We start from the raw sequence: 19,486 nt of genomic DNA, 5'->3' as shown, positions 1-19,486 counted from the left end.
CCCCTTCCGCCTTGCATCGTCGACCCGTGAAGAACCCCCATCTCATCGCCCCCCTCCTGGCCTCCGCCCTGCTCCTGCCCCTCCCCCCGGCCCACTCCGCGCCCCGCTCCCCCGGCGACGGGTGCACGGCACCGGGCTGGGCCCCGAGCGCCACCCGGATCGACCCGAAGGACCCCCACCACCCGTACGTCGGCAACGGCTACCTCGCCACCCGGGTCCCGCCCACCGGCACCGGATACGCGGCCGGCGGGGAGAAGACCGGCTGGCCGCTGTACACCCCGCGCTACGACGGCGCCTTCGTCTCCGGGCTCTACGCCCGCGGTCCCGAGAACACCGCGGGCCGCGACGCGCTCGCCGCGCTCCCCAACTGGACCGGGCTCGATGTGACGGCCGGCGGCGAGACCTACGGCGCCCACAGCCGGGTCGGCCGGTACCGGCAGACGCTCTCCCTGCGCTGCGGCCACCTCCGTACCAGCCTCACCTGGACCGGCTCCGACGGCCGCCGGACGGACCTCACGTACGACGTCCTCACCTCCCGGGACGACCCGCACACCGGAGCCGTACGGCTGCGCGTCACCCCGCGCTGGAGCGGCCGGCTGACCCTCACCGACCGCATCGACGGCCGGGGCGCCCGCCGGGTCGCGCAGACCGACGCGGGGTCCGTCGACGCGCGCACGATCGGTGTGGCGTTCCGCACCGACGGCACCAGGACCGACGGCGCGGTCGCGTCCACGTTCGAGGCGCCCGGCGGACACCCCCGGCAACACGTCCGTGCTGAAAGCAAACTGAGTGCCCGTCAGGACGTCACCCTGTCCGTCCGCTCCGGGCGCACCTACACCGCCACGAAGTACGTCGGCGTCGACACCGCCCTCACCTCCCGCGACCCCCGCGCCGCCGCCCGCACCGCCGCGCACCGGGCCGCCGGGCGCGGATGGGCGGCGTTGCTCCGCTCGCACCAGGACGCCTGGCGTGCTCTGTGGGACGCCGACATCGAGGTGCCCGGCCACCCCGACCTGCAGCTCTGGGTGCGCTCGGCGCAGTACGGTCTGCTGTCGTCGCTGCGTGCGGGCGCCCGGGACAGCATCGCGCCGACGGGGCTGACCAGCGACAACTACGCGGGCATGATCTTCTGGGACGCGGAGACGTGGATGTTCCCGTCGCTGCTGGCCACCCGCCCCGAGCTGGCCCGCCCGGTGCTGGAGTACCGGTACCGCACCCGCGCGGCCGCCGCCGAGAACGCCGCGAAGACCGCCGTGAAGGGGCTGTTCTACCCCTGGACGAGCGCGAGCCGCGGCCGGCTGTGGAGCGAGTGCCAGAGCTGGCAGCCGCCGCACTGCGTCACCCAGAACCACCTCCAGGGCGACATCGCGCTGGCCGCCTGGCAGTACTACCTGTCCACCGGCGATCGGACATGGCTGCGGGAACGGGGGTGGCCCCTGCTCGAAGGGCTCGCCCGCTACTGGGTCTCGCGCGTCACCCCGAACACCGACGGCTCCTACTCCATCAAGGAGGTGGCCGGTCCCGACGAGTACAGCAACGGCGTCACCGACGGCGCCTACACCAACGCCGTCGCCGCGACCGCGCTGCGCGCCGCGGCCGATGCCGCCCGCGTGCTGGGCAGCCCCGCCCCGGCCGACTGGCTGCGCATCGCCGGACGGCTGCGCATCCCGTACGACGCCCGGCGCAAGGTCTTCCTCCAGTACGACGGCTACGACGGCTCCCCGATCAAGCAGGCCGACACCGTGCTGCTCGTCTATCCGCTGGAGTGGCCCATGCCGGACGGCGCCGCGGCCGCCACGCTCGACTACTACACCGCGCGCACCGATCCGGACGGCCCAGCCATGACCGACTCCGTGCACGCGATCGACGCGGCCGCGATCGGCGAGCCGGGCTGTACCGCGTACACCTTCCTGCGGCGCGCCTACCAGCCCTTCGCGCGGGGCCCGTTCGCGCTGTTCTCGGAATCGCGCGGCGAGAAGGCGGGCGCCGCCGACCCCCTCTCCGGCTCCCCGCCCAGGACTTCCTCACCGGCAAGGGCGGCTTCCTGCAGGTCTTCACCCACGGCCTGACAGGTCTACGGCTGCGCGCCGACGCCCTGCACCTCGACCCGACGCTCCCGCCCCAGCTCACGGACGGCGTGCGCCTGTCGGGACTGCGGTGGCGCGGGCGGACGTACGACATCGGGATCGGGCCGGAGACCACCACGGTCCGGCTGCGCTCGGGTGACCCGATCCCCCTGGACACCCCCGAGGGCCGCTACACGCTCTCCGGCACGGTCACCCTCAAGACCCGCCGCCCCGACCTCACCCCCACCCCCGACCTGGCCCGCTGCCGGCCGGTGACGGCGACCTCGGCCGAGCCGGGGCTGTACCCGGAGGCGGCCGTGGACGGCAGCCCGGCCACCGTCTGGTCCCCCGCCGCCGAGCGCGCCGCCCTCACCGTCGACCTGGGACGCGGGATGAACGTCGGCACGGTCCTGCCGACCTGGCAGAAGCGGCCGACGTCGTCCACCGTCGAGGTCTCCGCGGACGGCCGGGCCTGGCACCGGGCGGACGGAAGCGCGGTCCGGTACGTGCGGGTGAGCGTACGCGGTGAGGCGGTGGCACTGGCCGAACTGAACGTACAGAGGTGACGGCCGGAACCGACCCCGTCTCGCCAATCCGGGTCAATGTGGCGCTCGTTGCCATACCGTGGGCATATGGCGCTGCATCACCACAGTGACCGTCCGTGGCGCGTGAGGGTGGACGACGAGGAAGGCATACCCTGTGGCGCCGGAGTGCTGCTCGACGACCGGCATGTGCTCACCTGCGCACACGTGGTCCGGTACGCCGGGGCGGCACCCGGGGGCACCACGTCTCATGTGCGGATCAGCAGTGTGGCGTGCCGCCCGGAGTGGACCCGCACCGCGCACGTGGTCCCGGGCACGTGGGTGCACGACCACGGCACGCAGCGCGGCGACGTGGCGCTGCTCGAACTCGACGAGCCGGCCGGCTGCGGCACCCGGACCACGCTGTGGAAAGCACCCATCTCCGGCGGCACGGTCCAGGTGTACGGCTTTCCCCACGACGAACCGTTCGGCATGGGGGCGGACGCGCAGCTGGCGGGATCCGGCCACCGGCAGGGCGAGTGGGGCCTGCTGAAGCGGATGCGCGAGGGCGACCCGTGGATCGAGCGGGGATACTCGGGCGCCGGGGCGATGGCGGTGGGCGGCGAGTTCGACGGCCGCGTCATCGGCATCGTGGTGGCCGACTACGTCAACGGCGACGCGAAGGCGGCCTGGATGCTGCCGACCGAGACGATTCTGATGTATCTGCCCCGGATCAAGGAGTTCACCGGCGGCGACAGCAATAACGAACTGGGGCCCTCGGACGGTGAGTTACCCGGGGACGTGCTGGGCGACCCGCTGCGGCTCGCGCTGACGCAGGAGCTCACCCGGCTGCTCGACAGCGACTGGTCCGGCACCGTCGTCGTCGGCACCGGCGGCACGACCGCCGTGGGCGACTCCTGGCTCGTCCGTCTGGTGCGGACGGCCGATCCGGCGGCCCGGGCCACCGTCACCGACGCCGAACTCACCGGCGCCCCCGGGGACACCGTCCTCGGGCTCGGAACCTTCGACGCGGCCTACGACGCGCGCGGCAGGTCGGTCGCCGACGTCAGCAACTACCTCACGGGCCGGTTCGGACTCCCCGGCGGGGACGCCCACGAGGTGCGGCAACAGCTGCTGCGCCGCAGACCGCCCGCCTGCCTGGTGGTGGGCCGCGTCGACCGGGCCCAGGACCCGGAGGCCCTCGTACGGGAGCTGCTGGGGCAGTTGGCCGCCCGCGCCCGGTCGCGCGGCGTCCGCCTCGTCCTCGGCTTCGAGGGCGTGCCACCGGCCGACCTCGCCCACGACGTCTGTCTGGACCCCGAACCGCTGCGCGGGGACGCCGGCCGGAGCATGACCGCCGCCGAGGTCCACACGGTCGTCGGACAGCTCGCAGCGGAGGAGGCCGCCGCGTCCTCGCTGCAACAGAGGCGGGGCGTACGGTTCTTCGCCGCGCCCCGGCTGCCGCCCCGCGCCGCGCCCCGGCTACGGGTCCGGCTGGCCGTGGCCCGGGCGACGGAACCCAACCCCGAACTCACCGCGATCCACGACCGGGCCGACGACGCCCGCGCCGCCCTGGCCCGGTTCGATCACGACCTGCGCCGGCTGATCGCGGCTCACGAGGACCTCACCGCCGCCCTGGAACTGCACCGCCTCCGGGCCGCGCGGTACTTCGGCGACGAGGACCGACGGCTCGCCGAGCGGCACGCCCCCGCCGCCCGCGCGCTGCAGACCGAGCCGATCGACCTCGGGGCCGCCCGCACGCTGGTCAGGCGCTACATCGACGAGGTCAACCGACGGTTCGAGGAAAGGTGACACATGGGAATGAGCCGTCAGATGTGCAACCGCCCCGACTGCGGGCGCGGCGCGATCGACGAACAGGGCTTCTGCGAGGTGTGCGACCGGCAGCCGCTGCCACAGGACGACACCGCGGCGGCGGACCACACCCCGGAACCGGAGCCGCCGGCGCGGGGCGGCGCGGGCGTCGGCGTGGCGCACGTACGCCCGGACCCCTGGTACGGCCTCGGCCTGGTCGACTCCGATCAGGCCCTGGAGGCCCCGGACGTACAGCTGAGCTCGCCGGACCCGGTCGCCGAGGCGCACCGCTTCTGCCCCAACCCCTCCTGCAGGCAGCCGGTCGGCCGCGGCCACGACGGCGAGCCGGGCCGGACCGCCGGCTTCTGCCCGCACTGCGGCACCCGTTTCGACTTCGCCCAGCCAGGCGGCCTCACCATCGCCGGTCGCTACGACGTCACACGCGTCGTCGGCTCGGGGGCGTACGGCGCCGCCTACCTCGCCCACGACCGCAATCTCGCGACCCACGTCGTCCTCAAGGCTCTGCACAAGTCGGTCGCCAAGACCGCCCGGCACGAACGGGACGTCCTGGTCGGGCTCCGGCACGACAGCATCGTCCGCATCCTGGGCTACGAGCACGAAGGGCCGCACCTCGTCCTCGAATACGTACCGGGCGAACCCCTCTCGGCCAGCGACGGCGACCGCCTCGAAACCCTCCTCGCACACGGCGTCCGCGTCCTCCAGGCGCTCGACTACCTGCACGCCCGGGGCCTGCTGCACTGCGACGTCAAGCCCCTCAACATCATCCGCTTCCGGGAGGAGAGCCCGGCGGGCGCACTCGACCGGGTGCGGCTCATCGACTTCGGCGCGGTGCGCAGCCACACGAAGGACACCGGTCCTGTCGTGGCGTACACGAGGGCGTACGCGCCGCCGGAGACCGATCCGGAGCATCTGCACCCCACCCCCGGCTTCGACCTCTACGGACTGGGCATGACCCTGCGCGAGGTCTGCCGCTCCCGCTGGACGGACCGCTCCGCACCGGGCGTCGACTCGCTCCATCTGCTGCTGGACCGTGCCACGGACCCCGAGCGGCCGTGGTGGCGGTTCGTGTCGGCACGGCAGTTCGCGGAACAGCTCAGCGGTGTCATCCGGCAGGTCGTGGCGGCCCCGCCGACGCATCGTCAGGTGGCCCGTCCCTCCGCCCTGTTCGGCTCGGTGCCCGAACCGCTGCACGGCGGGCTGGGCGCGGCCCGGCCCCTCGCCCACTGGGTAGAGGCGCAGCCGGACGAGAAAGCGCTGCTGAAGATGCCCGCGCCGTTCTCCTCACCGGAACCCGGCGACGTCGCGGCCGCCCTCCCGGCCCCCCTGTCCGATCCCGACGACCCGGACGTCACAAGCTCGGCCGGCGGCGCGCTGGCCGAGAGCCGGCTCGCCCTGCGCAGAAAGGACGCCGCTTCGGCGGCAGGACAGCTCGCGGCGGCGGGCCTGCCCGACTGGCACTGGCTGTCCGACTGGTACTGCGGTCTGATCGCGCTGGCCGACGGGTGCCCGAAGCGGGCCGCCGTCGTGCTCACGCAGGTGCGCAGGGCACTTCCCGGTGAGCTGATACCGCACCTCGCCCTCGGCCTGTGCGCCGAGCTCCGCGGGGACCGCACGGTCGCCCGGTCGCACTACGGCACGGTCTTCGACACCACCCCCGCGCTCGGTGCGGCCGGCTTCGGCCTGGCCCGCGTCCTGCTGCTGGCCGGCGAGCGCGCGAAGGCGGTGGACGTCGCCGAGCAGCTGGCCAAGGAGTTCCGTTACGAGCGCGAGGCGCGCGTGGCGGCCGTACGCCTGCGTGTCATGGTCCTCTCCGAGCCGGGCCACCCGGTGCCGACCGAGGACGACGTGGCCCGGGCCAGGGCGGCCCTGCCCGGCCTCGACGTGGACGAGGCGGCGGCCGCCGCACTGAGTGCCGAGATCCAGTACGCGGAGTTCCTGCGCACCCACGACCGGCTGAAGCTGTCCGACGCGATCCGCGCCCTCGGCCCGCACGCGCCGACCGAGCGCGAGTATGTCGCACTGGTGGACCTGGCGAACCGGCTGCGTCCGGCGCTGAGATGGAGATGGCCGGGAAAGCCTGGCAGAACGGGTCATTCCCGTTTCGGAGCAACGCCCAGCGGGCTAAGCTCCTAATACGTTCCGTCGAGGAAACGATCACGCTCCGTAGGGGAATCCGTAGGGGAACACGCAACGACGCGATCGGGTGGTGCCGGTGGGGGACAGGTCACCCTTGGGGCTCAGCTTTGCCCTGGAAGTGGACGCGCCCTCGGATCTGCCCTACGACGAGCGCCGCGCGGACGCCCTGATCACCGTCACGGCACGCTCCGCCGCGGGCTCGGCCGCGCAGACTCCGAGTGCCGAAATCCTCATCATGGACCGCTCGTTGTCCATGTCCGGCCACAAGCTGGACGAGGCGAAACGCGCGATGTGCGCGGCCATCGACACCCTGCGGGACGGCACCCTCCTGGGGATCGTCGCGGGCAATCACAAGGCCGATGTGATCTTCCCGACGACGGGCGACCTGGCCCGCGTCGACGCCCGGACCCGGGAGGACGCCAAGCTCCGGGTCGTCGGCCAACTCCCGGAGGGCGGCACGGCGATCGGCCAGTGGCTGGCCCGCGCCCGCGACCTCTTCGCCTCGGTGGAATCCCCCGGCACGGTGCGCCACGCGGTGCTCTACACGGACGGCAAGGACGAGCACGAGACACCCGAACAACTCGGCGAGATCCTCACGACGTGCACCGACCAGTTCGTCTGCCACGCAAGGGGATTGGGCGACGACTGGCACTACACCGAACTCCTCCGCGTCACCGAGGCCCTGCACGGCACCGCCGAGGCCGTCGTCACCATCTCCGACCTCACGGAGGACTTCACCCGCCTGATGCGCGAGGCGCAGCGGATCGTCGTGCCCCGGGTGTATCTGGGCCTGCGCCTCAACAGCCGGTTCCAGCTCGCGTTCGTACGGCAGACCCGCCCCGTCGAGGCCGAACTGACGGCGCGTCAACAGCGGGGCGACGAGACGCACATCCCCCTTGGCTCCTGGCCCCCGGAGACCCGCCAGTACCAGATCTCCCTCCGCGTCGACCCCAACAGCCTGACCGTCGACGAGACCCAGCGCGCCGCCCGTATCACGCTGCACGCCGAGTTCTCCGACGGAACCCGCCAGTCCTGCTCCGAGACCGCGGCCATGGTCGTACGCCGCCGCTCGACACCCGGCTTCGGCATCGTCCACTCCCCCGACCTCACCCGCGTCGAGAACGAACGCGAACTCGGCATGGCCATGCGCGCCTGTGCCGACGCCCACCTGCGCGGAGACCTCGACCGCGCGGACCGCGAACTGCGCCTCGCGATCGGGCTCGCGGAGTCCCTCCGGGACACCACGCGCCTGCAGCAGTTGCGCGCGGTGGCGGCCGGCGGCCCCGACGGCCGGCTGCGGGTGCGGCAGGACGTCTCCCGAGGCCAGATACTGGGAATCGGCGTCGACTCGACCAAGACCGCGAGACCACCGGTCGACCCGCACGACCTCCCGCCCCACGACTCCGGGTTGCCGCGCGTGTGCCCACGGTGCGGTACGACGTCGACGTCGCCCACGGCCAAGTTCTGCGAGGAGTGCGGGCATCGGTTCGGGGACGCGGGTGTGGCCGGTGAGCCGGTGGACGCGTTGTGACCGGCGTGCGGCTGCGCGTGCCCCATCCGATCGTGGTGCTGCGATGGCTCAGGGCGGGCGTGCTGGGCATGGTGGCGGTGACGGCGCTGCTGTATGTGGTGGTGGCGAACCGGGCCGGAGAGCAGATCGCCGCCGCTCGCCGCACGACGACGGCCATCGAGCACATCAACAAAGCGTACGACCAGGCCGGGAAGGCGGACGAGGCGCTCAAGGCCGTCTCCGGGACCGGGGCGCTCGACCTGATCGGCACCGGCGCCGACTTCGCCAACGCCACCGCCCGCGTGAGCTCCCACCTCACCTCGGCGACGGAGGGCAACGCGGCCGGGGAGCAGGGACTGAGCCATATCCAGTTCGTCCAGGGCCAGTTGGCCACGTGCGTGCAGATGGCCAACACGGCGGTGCTCGACGGGCCACCGGCCCTGAAGAAGGCGGGCGGCGCACTGAACACGAAGCGGGAGTACGACGGCGGGCGCCCGGTCCCCTTCACGGGCGGCCTCAGGCAGTCGCTCAAGGATCTTGAGGTGCTGGAGGACAAAGCCCGCCATGACCAGCGCCGATCGGGCTGGCGCGACCCCGATCTCCTCTGGCCCCTGTTCATCGGACCGGTGGCGGTCATGCTGCTGCTGGTCTGTGCGACCGGCTATATCGTCGCCCTCCGCTTCCGGCGGTACCCCAGCCCGGCGCTCGTCGTGGCCCTGCTGGCCACCGCGTCGATCGGCGTCACCATGTGCACGACCGGCCCACTCATCATCTGGATCGCACTGCTCGTGCTCGTCGCCGCCGGTGCGCTCGCGTATCTGGCCTATCGTCCCCGTCTCGCCGAGTACAGGTTCCCTCGCTCATGAGAAGACTCACGGCACCCCTCGTACGCTGCGCCCTGGTCCTCGGGCTGCTCCTGGCGCCGGTCGCGTGCGGCGAACCGGGGAAGGACAAGGTGACGATCATGGTCCCCTGGTCCGGCACCGAGTTCAAGGCGTTCTACGCGGTCGTCAAGAACTTCGAGCACGACCACCCCGACATCGACGTCGAACCACAGGTCACCCGCGCCCTGACCCAGCAGCTCGACGCCGCGGTGGCCGCGGACGCGGAGCCCGACCTGGCCGTGCTGCCCAGTGTGGGAGCGATCGCCAAGTACCGGACGGAAGGGACGCTGCTGAAACTCGACGTCGACACGGACGCGTACGTGCAGCCCTTCCGCGGGCTCGGCATGGACGGCAAGGACGTCTACGCCGTCCCCGTCAAGGCCGACATCAAGAGCCTCATCTGGTACGACACCAGGGTCACCGCACGGCCCCCCGAGAGCTGGACCGCTCCGCGGTCCCGTTCCGCCAGCTGGTGCCTGGGGCTGGAGTCCGGTCCGACCTCCGGCTGGCCCGGCGCCGACTGGATAGCGGACATCCTGCTCGCCGACGAGGGTGTCGGCCCGTACACCACCTGGGCCTCGGGGGACGCCGAGTGGGACAAGGGGCCCGTCAAGGACGCGTGGACCGCGTGGGGGAACCTCGTGGCAGGTGCCCGCAAGGACGCGGCCACGCTCAACTTCCGCGATGCCGCCGAGAAAATGACCAAGAAGGGGTGTTCCCTGAGCCACGGCGCCCTGTCCGCGATGTCTTTCGAGTCGGACCAGGTGAAGGACGACGGGTATACGTTCGTACCGTCCTCCCGTGAAGCCCTGGAGGTCTCGGCGGACTTCGTCGGAAAGTTCACCGGGAACAAGAGCGCCGACGAGTTCATCGAGTACCTGGCGAGTGCGCGGGCCCAGCAGACCTGGGTGAACGAACCCGGCTTCGCGCTCTCCGCCGACAGCAGGGTGACGAAGTACGACAACACCACTCAGGGCCGGGTGGCCGGGATGCTCCGCTCCCCCCGTTACACGCTCTGCTTCGGCGCCGCCGACGCGATGGATCCCGATGTGTCCGCCGCCTTCTACCGAGCGGTCCTGGAGTACGCGAACGGCAAGGAGCCGACCCCACTGCTGGCGGCACTCAACAAGGTCCAAAAGGAACTCGGATACTCACCCCCCAAATCCCCGCCACCCACACCACTCTGCAGCCCCTGAAGCACCTCTGAACCACCTCTGAACCGTCCCTGATCCATCCAGGAGCCTTCATGCCCGACGCCATCCAGTTCGCCCTCGACGACGGCACTGTCGTCCTCGTAGCCCCACCGGCCCGCACCGGCACCGGAGCCGTGGGCCTGGGAACCCGTCTGGAGAGCGCGGGAAGCAGCCTGCGCGAGGCACTGACGCCGATCACCTCCGCCGCCTCCGAGGTGATCGGCCAGTTCCGCAGCGTGGCCCAACGGCCCGACGAGGTGGAGGTCACCTTCGGCGTCGCCCTGGACGCCAAACTGGGCGCGGTCCTGACGAGCGCCAGCGCCAGCGCCCATCTCGACGTCACACTCCGCTGGAGCGGCACAGAACCGACACCCGAATGACGGGCTGCGCCGGAACCAAACTCGCGAGCAGCGGATTCCGTGCGTTGGGCCAACGTTCCGTATCCGCGCCCCTGTTGAACGGCCTCCAGGGGCTCGAATGGCCGCCACGGGTGCTCACGGCACGATGACCACGGCCTTGCCGCGGGCATGGCCCTGCTCCACATGGCGCACGCCCTTGGCCGTGTCGGCCAGGGGGTAGGTCCGGTCGACCACCGGGGTGAGCCGGCCGGCCTCGATGAGCGCGGTGACGGCGAGCAGGTCCTCGTGGGTCGGCCCGGCCGGGGCCGACGGGAGGATCGGGCGGAGCTGCTGCCGGACGAACGCGTTGACCGCGCTCAGCTGCAGCATGGAGCCCATCGCCCCGAAGACGTGGCCGGGCGAGCCGCCGCCGTTGGCCACCAGGGTCCCCGTCGGGGTGAGCGCCTGGCGCAGCCGACTCAGCGGGCGGTTGCCCACGTTGTCCAGGATCACGTCGTAGTGCACGCGCCGGTCGGTGAAATCCTCCCGGGTGTAGTCGACGGCGTGCGCGGCGCCCAGTGAGCGCACCAGCTCGACGTTGCGGGCACTGCACACCCCGGTGACCTCCGCGCCCGAGGCCGCGGCGATCTGTACGGCGAACGTGCCCACGCCGCCGCCCGCCCCGTTGACCAGCACACGTTGCCCGGCCTGCACCCGCCCCACGGTCCGGATGCCACGCAGGGCGGTCACCGCACCCATCGGTACGGCCGCGGCCTGCTCGAACGTCAGGCTCGCGGGCTTGGGCACCAGCAGATCCGGGGTGGTGCGCGCGTACTCGGCGAAGGAGCCCGGGCAGAAGCCCAGTACCTCGTCACCGGGCTGGAGCCCTCTTACGTCGGCGCCGACCGCCTCCACCTGCCCGGCCGCGTCGATTCCGGCCACCCGGAACTTCGGCCGGGTCAGCCCCACGCCTCCCATCAGCCGCGCCACGAACGGGTCGCCGCGCAGCATGTGCCAGTCGTACGGGTTGAGCGCGGCGGCGCGCACCCGCACCAGCACCAGCACCTGATCGGCCCCGACCTCGGGCCGGTCGGTGTCCGCCAGCCGCAGGATGTCCGGCGGGCCGAACCGCTCCTGAACGATCGCCTTCATCGGGTCTCCCCCATCACCTCGTGATCGATTGCTGCTCGCAGCGTTCGCCGGTTACAGCACCGGGCCGACCAGTGGCGGACCTTGGGGGTGTACGGCGTACACCCCACTGATGGCAAAGTAGGTGTACGCCGTACACCCGTCAAGGGGTGAATGAGGATGGGAGCAGAGAAGGGGAGCGTTCTGGGCGACGGTGACGGCGATGACGACGACTGAAGAACGCCGATGGGTCAGGTCGTACCCAGGAGCCGCTCAAGCCCGTCCAGCGTCAGGTCCAGAGCGAACTCGAACTCGAACTGGTCGTCGCAGCCCGAGCCGACGACAGAATCCTGGTCGTGAGCGACCGCCATGGCCAGTGCGGTGATGTTGGGATAGCGCGCGGCCATCTCCTCGGGCGGCATCGCGTCCGGATCCGGCTCACGGTCAGAGGCGTTGTCCTCGAACAGCTCCTGGGAGAAGCCCAGCAGACGGCTGCCCATGACATGCATCGCGTGATGGATCAAGTCGATCGAGAATCCTCCGGCCCGGAAGATCCCGATCATCGAGTCCAGGTACTCCATGACCGCAGGCGTCGGGGTGGCCCGCGCCTTGATCCGCGACTCGATGACCTCGGGGCCCCACGGGTGGCGCAGCAGCATACGGCGGGCCGACAGCACCCGCCTGCGCATGGCGGTCTTCCAGTCGGTGTCGCCGGCCGGCGGGTCGATCTCACCGACGAGGACGTCGATCATGCCGTCCAGCAACTCATTCTTGTTGGCCACGTGCTTGTACAGCGCCATGGGCACGACGCCGAGCGCCTGCGCGATCTTGCGCATGCTCAGCGCGTCGACCCCACCTTCGTCGGCCAGGACGACGGCAGCGCCCAGAACCCGCTCCTTGCTCAAGGGAGCGCGGGGCTGCGCGGCGGAGCCGGCCTGCGTGCTTGTCTCCACAATCCCCTCTCATATGGGCAAGGCCCAGAGCCGACCGTCCTTCCCCTTGATGAAGGTACAGCGTCTACCCAACGCGCTCCCCCAGCATGCATACGCCGTACACCAACAACGCAAGGGAAGTGGTCCACGTGGGTCAACTACCGCGGGGCTGGAGCGGGCGAGGGCAGTCCACTCCGGGACGTTTCTCAATACAGGCCGTTTCCCCGCGCTCGGCTCGGCCGCGGCGGCAGCCTGTGAGCCAGACGTTTGCGCAGCACCCCGGTGACCCGCCGCCATACCGCCCCCCGCCCCCACAGCCAGAGCGACGTGGGCGAAGGTCCCAGACAGTCACTTCCGATTACCTGTGTCCTGCCGACGTCCCGAATTCAGCGTCCAGCCACTCGTACAGACCACCTTCAGCGGCTTGCCCCGGCGGTGGCCAAACACGTCTGCGCAGGTCAGAACAGTTCGAACCAACGCCGTTGGTAACGGCGTTGAACAAGTCCGCGAGCGCGTTGTCCGTGCCGCTTCCCACTGCGCCCATACGGGGCTTGCCCCAAGGCCCGGTGCACGTGCAGGGCGTCGCGCCGCCAGGCCTTTCCACCCGAATCCTGCGACCCCAACTCTCTGATGTCGCCGAGGAGTTTATTCATCGGTAGATCTCTGGGCCGACACCCGCCGCTGTGTCGGCCCTTCCGGACGGCTCCCGAGCAGCGCGTACATCGCTCCAACGCGCTTGGCCCGACCCTGAATGGCGATCTTCCAGACCACGTGCAAGCCTGATAAAGGCTGAGGAGAAATGCCACCGCGGGAACGACAGATAAGCTTCGCAACGGAGATGATCCCGATGCCGAACGTCGAGCCAAAGGCTACCCACGGAATGGTGGTGGTGGGAGAGGAGACGATCTATCTGTCCCACATGCCCATGTTCATGGATCCCCACGCCGTTCAGTACCTTCTTGAAGTCACCTTGCAGAGCGAGACAGTTGACGCGCGGCAACTCTATGCCGATGACCGCCGAACGACGGGGACAGCTGTCTACACACTGGCCCCCGAACCGTTCCGCATCTCCGATCTCGTCGCCCCGGAGGGGCAAGAGCCCAAGCTCGCCTCGTTCACCGGAACGCTGTTTCGAGGCCATTTCGAGCGGGGCGGCACTGAAATTCTCGACCCGGTGACCGTCAAGGTGCAACGCGTCATCAATTTCCGGCATTTCGACCATCACGCCTCGCGGCCCGCGGCCCTGAATTACCTGGCCTTCGGGAAGGGCAGTGAGCTTTTCCTCACACATTGGATCACCAAGGCCCCAGACTTCGATCATCACATCGCGGTTCGGCAAGTCTCAGGTATCGCGGGCACTGTGCTCACCGATGACATCCTCCGGAAGGGGCCGCGCCTTGAGATCGCCGGAAGGGCAGATCGTCCGGCAGACAGACTGCACGAGAGCAACCAGGTGACCGCGAGGTTTGTGGACGGCGGACCGGTTGACGTCGATCTGCAGCTCGCGATAGGGCGGGAGTTCTACGAAGAAGAAGGAGATCTGGCCACCGAGATGCAGTTCCACTGATTCTCCTACGGCCGCTACGGCCCCCGCGCTGGGCAGGACACTGCCGATACGGCACGCGGTGCTGCCTTGAGTGGATCGAGCCGATGAATTCCACGGCTGGTCATCGTCCTCAGCGGACAGCCCACACCACCTGCTGACGCCCGGCCCTCTCACCGGGAGCGGACATGAACGTCGATGACATCTCCCACTGCGAGATCCACCCCACGGTCGGCATCGCCAGGTTGGGCGACAGCCCCGACGGCTTCTTCATCGGTCCGGAGGCCCCCGGCATGGCACCGCGGCCCGACGGCGGCTTCAAGGACACCGCCGGGCGGATCAAGCGCCAGGCCGCCCGTTTCCGCCTGTACGCCTATGACCAGGCCGGTACTGTCCTGGGCGAGCTCACCTCGGCCGACGCTCAAGTCACCTGGACCGTCGAGCCGGCCAACGCCAAGGGCGAGTGGTTCAAGTTCGCCGGGCGCTTCCACGAGTCCGCCGCAGACACCAACCGCCGTAACCGGCATATCGATCCCGCTGATCCCTCCGCTCGAGCGCGGCTGGTCATCCGGCCCGGCCCCCGCAGCGTGACCGGTCCGTCCCAGGACGGCACGGGTGCCCGGTTCGACACCGGAACCTTCCTGGGCACTCCGGTACCGCTGGGTGAACTGCGCACGGACGAGGCCGGCCGGCTCATCGTCCTCGGCGGCTTCGGAAAGTCCGCCTCGGTCAAGCCCGCCAACCCGATCAGACACTTCGCCAACAACGAATTCTGGTTCGACGACATCTCTGACGGTCCGGTCAGCGCGACCGTACGCCTGGGCCCGCAGGGTCGCCCGGTGCCGGTGACTCCCGCTTGGGTCCTGGCGGCCCCGCCCGATTACGCCCCCCACACAGCAAGCCTGATCACTCTGTACGACGTCGCCTTGGAGGCCGCCCGCGCGTTGGGCAGGCTGCCCATACCGCCGGAGGTCTCCTTCACCCGGGACATCTACCCATTGCTCGCCCGGCCGGTCGGATTCTCCTGGGTCAACGCGGTCGCGCGCATCAAGCACGGCGCCGGACGGAACTTCCTTGCGTCCGACCGCCTCGCCCAGCTGTCCTCGAACGCCGACGTCAACGCCAAGCACCGCCAAGCCGTCTTCGACCGCTTGCGTACGCCGAAGCCTGGACTCATGGACATCAGCCAGGCCGGCGTCGGATTCATGCCCGTCCTCGCCGGCGACGGCGGCGATCAAGACCGCGAGCATCCGCAAACCTGGCTGACGCTCCTGCCCGGCCAGTACGAACAGATGCGGCGCTGGGCCATCGGCGACTTCCTGGCCGACTGGCGAGACGCGCCTGCCCCCGCGGTCCCGCTCAAGGCCCTCGCGCCTGCGGACCAGCCGCACGCCCTGGTGCGGGCCGCGTTGGAGGCGTGCAGCGGTGGGGGATTCTTCCCGGGTATCGAGATGACGTACATCGCTGACAATCCGGCCACCTGGGCCGCGCCCTTCCGGCTGCGCGAAGACCTGTTCGCCGGAGACATCACCAAGTACATGGCCCTGCCCTGGCAGGCCGACTTCCATGCGTGCCACACCCACTGGTGGCCTGCTTCCCGCCCCGACGAAGTCCTTCCCGAACCAGAGCACGACGCGCTCGTTCAGGTCGCGGCCGAGGCGTTCAGGGAGTGGGACCGCGGCGTCGGCGACGCTGACGAGATGGTCGCGAAGTGGAGCACTCTCGGGTTCGTCGTCGCCCGGCCCGGTCCGGACGGCCGCGAGATCCTGGTCGAGACAGAGCGAACCGCTCCCGAGCCCGAGTAGGCCGGGCAGCGGCCGGAGCGGTGCGTTGAGCGGCAGCGGGTCGAACAGCGGCGCGAGGATGCGGCACTGCGACGTTCTGGTAGCCGGTGGCGGCCCCGCCGGGTGCGTGGCCGCGCTGAGCCTCGTCCGGGCCGGGGCACGGGTCGTCATCGTCGCCCCGGTGGTCTCATCCGGCTGGAAGGTCGGGGAGAGTCTTGCTCCCACTGCCCGCCCGCTGCTGGAACGACTGGGAGTACTCGACCGTGTCGCCGCCGATGGGCACGCGCCCTGCTACGGCAACCTGGCCGCTTGGGGCGAGGATGCGCTCAGTGTTGCGGGGTATCAGTTCGGGCCGTACGGCGATGGCTGGCACCTGGACCGAGCCCGTTTCGATGCCGCTCTCCTGCAGGCAGCCCGGGCCGGTGGTGTCTACAGGCACGCCGGGCGCGTCCGCAGCGTCCGACGGGAGCACGACCATTGGCAGGTCATCACGGGTGACGGCACCGGAATGTCGGCCGACCATCTCGTCGACGCCACTGGCCGGGCGGCGAGGCCGGCCCGCCGGGTCGGAGCGACGCTGATCCGCTCCGACCATCTGGTCGCGATCGCCGGGCTGTTGGGTACGCCGATGACGGCGACAGCGGAACTGGAGCGCACTTCGCTGGTGGAGTCCACTCCCTGGGGCTGGTGGTACACCGCCCCCCTGCCCGGTGGTAGGCGGACGGTGATGGCCATGACCGATGCTGACCTCGTCGCCGGCCTTCGTCTGCTCGATCCGGATGTGTGGTGGGCCCAAGTACAGCTCGCCGGTCACATCCGGGACCGCACCGCCCGTTGGAAGGAGCCACCCCAACGGCTGCGGGTGCTGGCCGCCGGCTCCGCCTGCGCCAGCCCGGCAGCCGGACCGGGCTGGGCAGCTGTCGGTGACGCCGCCACCGCGACCGACCCCCTGGCCGCCCGGGGAATCGTCACCGCACTGGCCACCGGTCTGGTCGCGGCACGGGCCATTCTGGCCGACCGGGCCGGTGAGACCGGCGCTCTGGATGCCTACGCCCGGCGCATCGCAGCCGTACATGCCGAGTACCTCACAGCACAGGCCGCCCAGTACCGACGCGAGCAACGCTGGGACACTCCGTTCTGGCGCCGCCGACACTGAAGCCCCTGCGCGCAGCCGTATCTCAGCCATATCCCCCAGCCGCCGGGGGATCCTTCGGGGCTCGAAGCGCGTTTGGGACGCGTGGCCCGTGGTGTGCCGCGCCGGTAGCGGCTACCGGCGTCCTCGGCGTTCGTTCACGGGCATGCGAACGCCTCGATGGAGCTCGCCACCCCGCACCTCGCGGTCGATGCCCGGCACGAAACCGGGCTGGGCCGGCCGCGGCTCCTCACCGCCACGCACGCCGGCCGAATTCGGGGCGGTGTGATCGGCATTGCGGACGCCGTACAGACGTGGGTAACTAGCCGTGAGAGACAACCAGAACATCCCTATTTGGGAGAGATTTCAATGGTTCATTCTCGTACTATCCAGAATTCCGCGGCCGCGGTCTGGTCGGAGTTCTGCGCCATCGCCCCCAGCCCGGAACTGCGCGAGAGGATCCGGCAAGAACTGGAGCGGGTCCGAGGGGAATCGGACCTGACGAGCACCTTCAGCCCCGGTGGTGCTCCCCGCATTCTCGGATTCGACGACGGGACCATCATCCCGCCCAACGAGTTCCCCCCTGGCACACCGCACGAGGCCATCCGTACCGCGGCCGCCGCCCGCTCGCCGCTGAGCGGGGTGGTACGTGTCGTCGTCGTCCTCGCGGACTTCCAGGACAAGCCGATGACCGCGGACAAGGAACACTTCGAAAAGCTGTTCTTCTCTCTCGGTGAACTCCCGCACGGCAGCGTCCGGGACTACTACCGCGAAGTGACACACGGTCTGGTGGACATCGTCGGCGAGGTCATCGGTCCCGTCCGGATGCCGCAGAAGCTCTCCTGGTACGCCAACAACAACTTCGGCATCGGCCGCCCGACGGGGCAGGCGCGCGCACAGATCATGGCCCGGGATGCCGCCGTCACCGCCGACCCCCTCATCAACTACGCGCCGTACGACAACGACGGCAATGGCCTCGTCGACGCCTTCATGGTTCTGCACGCCGGCCCGGGCGGCGAAGCCACCGGCGATCCGGGGGACATCTGGTCGCACAAGTGGGTTCTGCCGAGCCCGTACAACGCCGACGGCGCCCGGATCTTCGGCTACCTCACGATCCCCGAGGACGCCAAAATCGGCGTCTGCGCTCACGAGTTGGGGCACCTGTTGTTCGGGTTCCCCGACCTGTACGACATCGACGGCTCGTCGGAGGGGGTCGGCGACTGGTGCCTGATGGGCAGCGGTTCATGGGGCGGGGGCGGTGACATTCCGACGCACCCATCGGCGTGGTGCAAGATCCAGCAGGGATGGGCCAAGGCTGTCAACGTCACGAGCGGCGGGACCCTGTCCATCCCCGACGTCAAGAACAGCTTCGAGGTGCACCGGCTGTGGACGGACGGCCTGCCAGGGAACGAATACTTCCTGCTGGAGAACCGCCAACGCACCGGGTTCGACGCTTCGTTGTCCGCTCCCGGGTTTTTGCTCTGGCACGTCGACAGCAGCCAATCGGACAACACGAACGAGAGCCACTACATGGTGGGCCTGGTCCAGGCCGACAACCAGCGCGACCTGGAGTGGGCGATGAACCGCGGTGACGACGGCGACCCCTACCCCGGGAGCACCGGCAATACCTCGTTCAGCCCCTTGAGCAACCCCAGCTCCCAGTCGTACGCCGGAGCCCCGACCGGTGTGTCCATCACGGACATCTCGGCGCCGGCAGCAACGATGACCGCCACGGTGTCAGTCTCGGCAGCGGGCACCGTGCGCGCGCCCCTCCATGCCGCGGCCCGGCCGGAAACGGAGGCTGTACCCGAGCTTGTCGAGACCATCCACGATCTCCAAGAGCGGCTCGTCTCCCTGGAACGCGCCGTGTCGAGCTACCCATGGGCAGGGGCCGAGGCCTTGCTCGAGCAGGACCTGCGACCCGAGTCGAGGGATACGACGAGTGGCTCGCGGCCCCTCGCCAAGGCGAGCAACGCACAGGGCAGGTACCGGCACGACGGCCCGCCCTACCTGTGACCGTCAGCCATGGTGCAGGCGATCGACAACCGTACCGATCTGACCGCACGGCTGGTCGGAACGGAGCCGCATCCGCGGCTGGCGGCCTGGGACCAAGCGGAAGTGACGGTACTCGACGCCGAGCCGGTGGCCGGCTACGCCGACCTGCTGTCGAGGAACGTCGGGCAGCGCCTGCTGCTCGCCGTACCCAGCCGACTCCTGGCGAACGCGGTACCTGGGTCCACCATCCGTGTCAGGGCCAGACTGACCGCAGGTGAGGCAATGGCCGAGAGCAGGCCGTCTCCGGGTACCTTCGCCGTCGAGCCGCCGCTGTGAGGAGCCCACGTCGACGAAGGGGCCGAACGCTGTTCGGCCCCTTCCCTCCGGGCACGCCCACCACACGAAGCAGGCGACACATCCGGCCTCGGCGCTCGTCGAGGCTGGGACTGGCCGGCCGCGGCGAGGAAAGCCCTCGGCGACAGTTCACAACG

General features: G+C 70.4%; 13 protein-coding genes and 1 pseudogene. 12 read left to right on the top strand and 2 right to left on the bottom strand.

Annotated elements, in window-relative coordinates; genetic code table 11:
- Positions 1-26: 26 nt before the first annotated feature.
- The 7 genes and pseudogenes from RV986_RS51375 (at position 27) to RV986_RS51345 (ending at position 10,523) form a co-directional block, all read left to right on the top strand.
- Positions 27-2,632, top strand: a pseudogene (locus RV986_RS51375) (glycosyl hydrolase family 65 domain-containing protein).
- Positions 2,633-2,698: 66 nt separating this feature from the next.
- Positions 2,699-4,399 (top strand): trypsin-like peptidase domain-containing protein, encoded by a 1,701-nt coding sequence (locus RV986_RS51370; protein WP_475923995.1) that lies wholly within the window; start codon positions 2,699-2,701, stop codon positions 4,397-4,399.
- A 9-nt stretch (positions 4,400-4,408) separates the two neighbouring features.
- Positions 4,409-6,553 (top strand): tetratricopeptide repeat protein, encoded by a 2,145-nt coding sequence (locus tag RV986_RS51365; protein WP_475923994.1) that lies wholly within the window; start codon positions 4,409-4,411, stop codon positions 6,551-6,553.
- Positions 6,554-6,650: 97 nt separating this feature from the next.
- Entirely contained in the window at positions 6,651-8,087 is a 1,437-nt protein-coding gene (locus RV986_RS51360) for a VWA domain-containing protein (protein ID WP_475923993.1), read from the top strand.
- Positions 8,084-8,932: a hypothetical protein gene (locus RV986_RS51355; RefSeq protein ID WP_475923992.1), complete on the top strand. Its 849-nt coding sequence runs from the start codon at positions 8,084-8,086 to the stop codon at positions 8,930-8,932. The genes RV986_RS51360 and RV986_RS51355 overlap by 4 nt, the downstream gene beginning before the upstream one ends.
- Positions 8,929-10,146: an ABC transporter substrate-binding protein gene (locus RV986_RS51350; RefSeq protein ID WP_475923991.1), complete on the top strand. Its 1,218-nt coding sequence runs from the start codon at positions 8,929-8,931 to the stop codon at positions 10,144-10,146. Before RV986_RS51355 ends, RV986_RS51350 begins: the two co-directional genes overlap by 4 nt.
- Before the next feature lie 50 nt (positions 10,147-10,196).
- Complete coding sequence (locus RV986_RS51345) at positions 10,197-10,523, top strand: CU044_2847 family protein (protein ID WP_475923990.1); 327 nt, start codon at positions 10,197-10,199, stop codon at positions 10,521-10,523.
- Positions 10,524-10,637: 114 nt separating this feature from the next.
- Here the strand turns inward: RV986_RS51345 and RV986_RS51340 are convergent, their stop codons facing one another.
- Both RV986_RS51340 and RV986_RS51335 read right to left on the bottom strand, forming a co-directional pair.
- Positions 10,638-11,633, bottom strand: a complete 996-nt coding sequence (locus RV986_RS51340) for an NAD(P)-dependent alcohol dehydrogenase (RefSeq protein WP_475923989.1) — start codon at positions 11,631-11,633, stop codon at positions 10,638-10,640.
- A gap of 227 nt (positions 11,634-11,860) precedes the next feature.
- A complete protein-coding gene (locus RV986_RS51335) occupies positions 11,861-12,565 on the bottom strand; it encodes a TetR/AcrR family transcriptional regulator C-terminal domain-containing protein (RefSeq protein WP_475924709.1) in 705 nt (234 codons plus the stop codon).
- An 823-nt stretch (positions 12,566-13,388) separates the two neighbouring features.
- On the opposite strand from RV986_RS51335, the gene RV986_RS51330 reads away from it, so the two are divergent.
- The 5 genes from RV986_RS51330 (at position 13,389) to RV986_RS51310 (ending at position 19,331) form a co-directional block, all read left to right on the top strand.
- Positions 13,389-14,108, top strand: a complete 720-nt coding sequence (locus RV986_RS51330) for a hypothetical protein (RefSeq protein ID WP_475923988.1) — start codon at positions 13,389-13,391, stop codon at positions 14,106-14,108.
- Positions 14,109-14,272: 164 nt separating this feature from the next.
- Positions 14,273-15,889: a LodA/GoxA family CTQ-dependent oxidase gene (locus tag RV986_RS51325; protein ID WP_475923987.1), complete on the top strand. Its 1,617-nt coding sequence runs from the start codon at positions 14,273-14,275 to the stop codon at positions 15,887-15,889.
- A gap of 25 nt (positions 15,890-15,914) precedes the next feature.
- Positions 15,915-17,024: an NAD(P)/FAD-dependent oxidoreductase gene (locus tag RV986_RS51320; protein WP_475923986.1), complete on the top strand. Its 1,110-nt coding sequence runs from the start codon at positions 15,915-15,917 to the stop codon at positions 17,022-17,024.
- A gap of 156 nt (positions 17,025-17,180) precedes the next feature.
- Positions 17,181-19,016 carry a M6 family metalloprotease domain-containing protein gene (locus RV986_RS51315; protein WP_475923985.1) on the top strand — a complete coding sequence of 612 codons (1,836 nt, stop codon included), beginning with the start codon at positions 17,181-17,183 and terminating at the stop codon, positions 19,014-19,016.
- A 9-nt stretch (positions 19,017-19,025) separates the two neighbouring features.
- On the top strand, positions 19,026-19,331 hold the full coding sequence (locus RV986_RS51310; protein WP_475923984.1) for a hypothetical protein: 306 nt from the start codon (positions 19,026-19,028) through the stop codon (positions 19,329-19,331).
- The last annotated feature ends 155 nt before the right edge of the window (positions 19,332-19,486 follow it).

It is taken from the genome of Streptomyces sp. RLA012 (assembly GCF_056270325.1).
The sequence above is the reverse complement of the archived record's forward strand: the minus strand, read 5'-3'. Positions and strand labels throughout refer to the sequence as shown.

What these genes read in the sequence shown, in the direction of transcription:
- RV986_RS51370 (WP_475923995.1), top strand. Translation starts at nt 2,699, where the DNA reads ATGGCGCTGCATCACCACAGTGACCGTCCGTGGCGCGTGAGGGTGGAC.
- RV986_RS51365 (WP_475923994.1), top strand. Translation starts at nt 4,409, where the DNA reads ATGAGCCGTCAGATGTGCAACCGCCCCGACTGCGGGCGCGGCGCGATC.
- RV986_RS51350 (WP_475923991.1), top strand. Translation starts at nt 8,929, where the DNA reads ATGAGAAGACTCACGGCACCCCTCGTACGCTGCGCCCTGGTCCTCGGG.
- RV986_RS51345 (WP_475923990.1), top strand. Translation starts at nt 10,197, where the DNA reads ATGCCCGACGCCATCCAGTTCGCCCTCGACGACGGCACTGTCGTCCTC.
- RV986_RS51340 (WP_475923989.1), bottom strand. Translation starts at nt 11,633, where the DNA reads ATGAAGGCGATCGTTCAGGAGCGGTTCGGCCCGCCGGACATCCTGCGG.
- RV986_RS51330 (WP_475923988.1), top strand. Translation starts at nt 13,389, where the DNA reads ATGCCGAACGTCGAGCCAAAGGCTACCCACGGAATGGTGGTGGTGGGA.
- RV986_RS51325 (WP_475923987.1), top strand. Translation starts at nt 14,273, where the DNA reads ATGAACGTCGATGACATCTCCCACTGCGAGATCCACCCCACGGTCGGC.
- RV986_RS51315 (WP_475923985.1), top strand. Translation starts at nt 17,181, where the DNA reads ATGGAGCTCGCCACCCCGCACCTCGCGGTCGATGCCCGGCACGAAACC.
- RV986_RS51310 (WP_475923984.1), top strand. Translation starts at nt 19,026, where the DNA reads ATGGTGCAGGCGATCGACAACCGTACCGATCTGACCGCACGGCTGGTC.